The organism is Noviherbaspirillum denitrificans (assembly GCF_002211445.1).
GTDB classification, from domain to species: domain Bacteria; phylum Pseudomonadota; class Gammaproteobacteria; order Burkholderiales; family Burkholderiaceae_D; genus Noviherbaspirillum; species Noviherbaspirillum denitrificans.
The window spans coordinates 1374549-1377765 of record NZ_LSTO01000001.1 but is presented as its reverse complement, the minus strand read 5'-3'; the positions used below and the strand labels follow the sequence as shown (position 1 = coordinate 1377765).

The window sequence follows — 3217 nt, the reverse complement described above, 5'->3', positions numbered from 1 at the left end:
GGTGATGCAGCTCATGAACGAGCGCCGCACGCTCGGCACGCCACTCGGACAGGCGGGCTTTTCCATCCTGATGCTGCAGGACCTGGCCGTGGTGCCGCTGCTGATCCTGCTCGGCGTGCTGGCCGGCGGCAGCAGCGAAGGCATGGTCGGCCTGGTCGGGCTGGCGCTGCTCAAGTCGGTCGGCGCCATCGCGCTGATCTACCTGCTCGGCCGCCGCGTGATCCGCCCGCTGTTCCACAACTTCACCCAGCAGCGCCAGCCGGATGTGTTCATGGCGCTTACGCTGCTGTCCACGCTCGGCATCGCCGCGCTGACCGAGATGGCCGGCCTGTCGCTGGCGCTGGGCGCATTCCTGGCCGGCCTGCTGCTGGCGGAAACCGAATTCAAGCACGAGGTGGAAGTCACGGTCGAGCCCTTCAAGGGCTTGCTGATGGGCCTGTTCTTCATGTCGGTGGGGATGGCGATCGACGTGCGCGAAGTGGCAAAGTCGCCGCTCTGGCTGCCACTCTCGGTGATCGGCCTGTTCACGATCAAGACGCTGGTGACGAGCGTGATCCTGCGCATCGGCGGCTTCAACTGGGGACGCGCGATCGAGGGCGGCGCGCTGCTGGGGCAAGGTGGCGAGTTCACCTTCATCGTGGTCGGCTACGCGCTCACCGCCGGCCTGATGCCCAAGGACATCGGCCAGTTCATCATGCTGGTCGTCAGCTTGAGCCTGTTCGCCACGCCGCTGGTGGCCAAGGCCGGCCATGCGTTCGGTGATTGGTGGGACAGGGAGCACACGGAACAGCCGGGCGAGCTCGACAAGGCGGTGGTGGATCAGGAAACCGGCCATGTGATCATCGCCGGCTTCGGCCGCGTCGGCCAGCTGGTCGCGCAAATGGTGTCGGAGCAGAACGTGCCGTATATCGCCTTCGAGACCAATTCGCGCGTGGTAGGCAAGCTGCACGCCGCTGGCCTGCCGGTCTACTTCGGCGATGCCGCGCGCGTGGAACTGCTGCGCAAGGTGCATGCGGAGCGCGCATCGGCCATCGTGCTCACCATGGACCATCCGGCTTCGGCCCTGCATGCGGTCAAGGCGATCCGGCGCGAGTATCCGGATGTGCCGCTGTTCGCCCGCTCGCGCGACGAAAAGCATGCGCAGTCGCTCAAACAGGCCGGCGCCTCCTACGTGATCCCGGAAACGCTGGAAACCGGCTTGCAGCTGTCTGCCATCGTGCTACAGTCTCTCGGAGTTTCGGAAGGCACGGCGGCGCATACGATACAGATCGAACGCGACCGCCGCATCGCAGAACTGCATGGTTAAAAACAAGAAGGGAGTCCAAGCAATGAAGATCGTCAACGATGTTACCCAACTGATCGGCAACACCCCGCTGGTCCGCATCCGCAAGCTCGTGGCGGAAGGCGGCGCGGACGTGGTCGCCAAGCTCGAGTTCTACAACCCGGCGCACAGCGTGAAGGACCGCATCGGCGTGGCCATGATCGACGCCGCCGAAAAGGCCGGCCTGATCAAGCCGGACACCATCATCGTCGAGCCGACCAGCGGCAACACCGGCATCGCGCTGGCGATGGTCTGCGCCGCGCGCGGCTACAAGTGCGTGCTGACCATGCCCGAGACCATGAGCAAGGAACGCCGCATGCTGCTGCGCGCCTACGGCGCCGAACTGATCCTGACCCCCGGCCCGGAAGGCATGGGCGGCGCGATCAAGAAGGCCGAAGAACTGGCCGCCTCCGACCCGCGCTACTTCATGCCGCAGCAGTTCAAGAACCCGGCCAACCCGGAAGTCCACCGCAACACCACGGCCGAGGAAATCTGGCGCGACACCGACGGCAAGGTCGACATCCTGGTCGCCGGCATCGGCACCGGCGGCACCATCACCGGCGTGGGCGAAGTGATCAAGGCCCGCAAGCCGGGTTTCCAGGTCATCGCAGTGGAACCGGATGCCTCGCCGGTACTGTCGGGCGGCCAGAAGGGCCCGCACCCGATCCAGGGCATCGGCGCCGGCTTCGTGCCGGACATCCTGAACACCGGGATCTACGATGAAGTGGTGCGCGTGAAGAACGAGGACGCGTTCGACTTTGCGCGTCGCTCGGCACGCGAGGAAGGCTTGCTGGTCGGGATTTCGTCGGGTGCGGCGCTGTGGGCCGCGGCACAAGTTGCACGTCGGCCGGAGAACAAGGGGAAGCTGATTGTGACGATCATCCCGTCCTTCGGCGAACGTTACCTCAGCACCGCATTGTTTGCGAATCTCGCCGACTAATCACTTATCCAGCGCGCGCCAGCACTGACTGTGCAACTCGGCGCGCACTCGGCAAAAACCGCGCAATCGTCGCCAGCAGCTCGTCCTCCGGGACGGGCTTGCCGAGGTAAGCATCGCAGCCCGCCCAGGAGCCGCGAAATTTATCGAAGGCTGACGATTTGCTGCTCAGCATGACTAGCGCCACACCCTTGGTCGCCGGGCTGGACTTGATACGCTTGCAGACCTGGTAGCCGTCCATGCCGGGCATCAGGATGTCGAGGAAGATGCAGGTGTAGTGCTTGGCCTGCGCCATGTCGATTGCCATCTCGCCGGTTTCGGCAAAATCCACATCGAAGCGGAACGGAGCGAGCTTGCTGCGCATGAAGGCGCGTACGGTTGCGCTGTCGTCCACCACGAGCACGGATTCGTTGAGGCGCGCTTCAGGCGCGGGCGGCGGCAGGTTGCGGTCGGCGGCGCGACGGTGTGTGCGGCCATCCCAGCCAGCGGGCATGCGTTGCGCGCGCTGGTGCAGGGCATCGGCCATCTGGCGGTCGAGTTGTTCGAACAGGCGCATCCAGTGGATCGGCTTTTCGACCACCGGCCAGTCGGCGACGGTGCCTCGGCGGCCGATGAAGACGGCGGGGGCGTGCACGTTGGGCGAGCGCGCCTGTATGTCGGCCAGTCCCTGCTGGTTGTCGGCGTTGACGAGGTAGATGTCGGTGCGCTCGGCAGGGTTGCCGGCTTCCACGTAGGCAAACGGGCGGCGATCGGTGAGGCGGAAGGTGGAGGTGAGAAGGTTTTTCTCCGCGTCGTTGAACCCGAGCATTTCGAGCACGAAGCGGCGCGTGCCGTCCTGGGGAGTCTCAGCCGTAAGTGCCATTTCCATGTTGTGGACACCTCTACAGAAAAGAGTGCGCGCCGTAGCGGGACGCAATTGGTGAAATGATAACAGAAGCGCGAAATATCAAGCTTTTGCT

General features: G+C 64.7%; 3 protein-coding genes. 2 read left to right on the top strand and 1 reads right to left on the bottom strand.

The genetic code is table 11. The annotated features are described in order from the left end of the window. Positions 1-1306: cation:proton antiporter domain-containing protein (locus AYR66_RS06850; RefSeq protein ID WP_088706896.1), on the top strand; the 1306-nt coding region annotated here is incomplete at its 5' end. A 22-nt stretch (positions 1307-1328) separates the two neighbouring features. Then, positions 1329-2261, top strand: coding sequence for a cysteine synthase A (gene cysK, locus AYR66_RS06845; RefSeq protein WP_088706895.1), 933 nt, complete (start codon positions 1329-1331; stop codon positions 2259-2261). Between the two features lie 4 nt (positions 2262-2265). Here the strand turns inward: cysK and AYR66_RS06840 are convergent, their stop codons facing one another. Continuing rightward, on the bottom strand, positions 2266-3126 hold the full coding sequence (locus AYR66_RS06840) for a response regulator (RefSeq protein ID WP_088706894.1): 861 nt from the start codon (positions 3124-3126) through the stop codon (positions 2266-2268). Between the last annotated feature and the right edge of the window lie 91 nt (positions 3127-3217).

Coding starts and splice junctions, on each gene's coding strand:
- AYR66_RS06840 (WP_088706894.1), bottom strand. CDS start 3,126: ATGGAAATGGCACTTACGGCTGAGACTCCCCAGGACGGCACGCGCCGC.
- cysK (WP_088706895.1), top strand. CDS start 1,329: ATGAAGATCGTCAACGATGTTACCCAACTGATCGGCAACACCCCGCTG.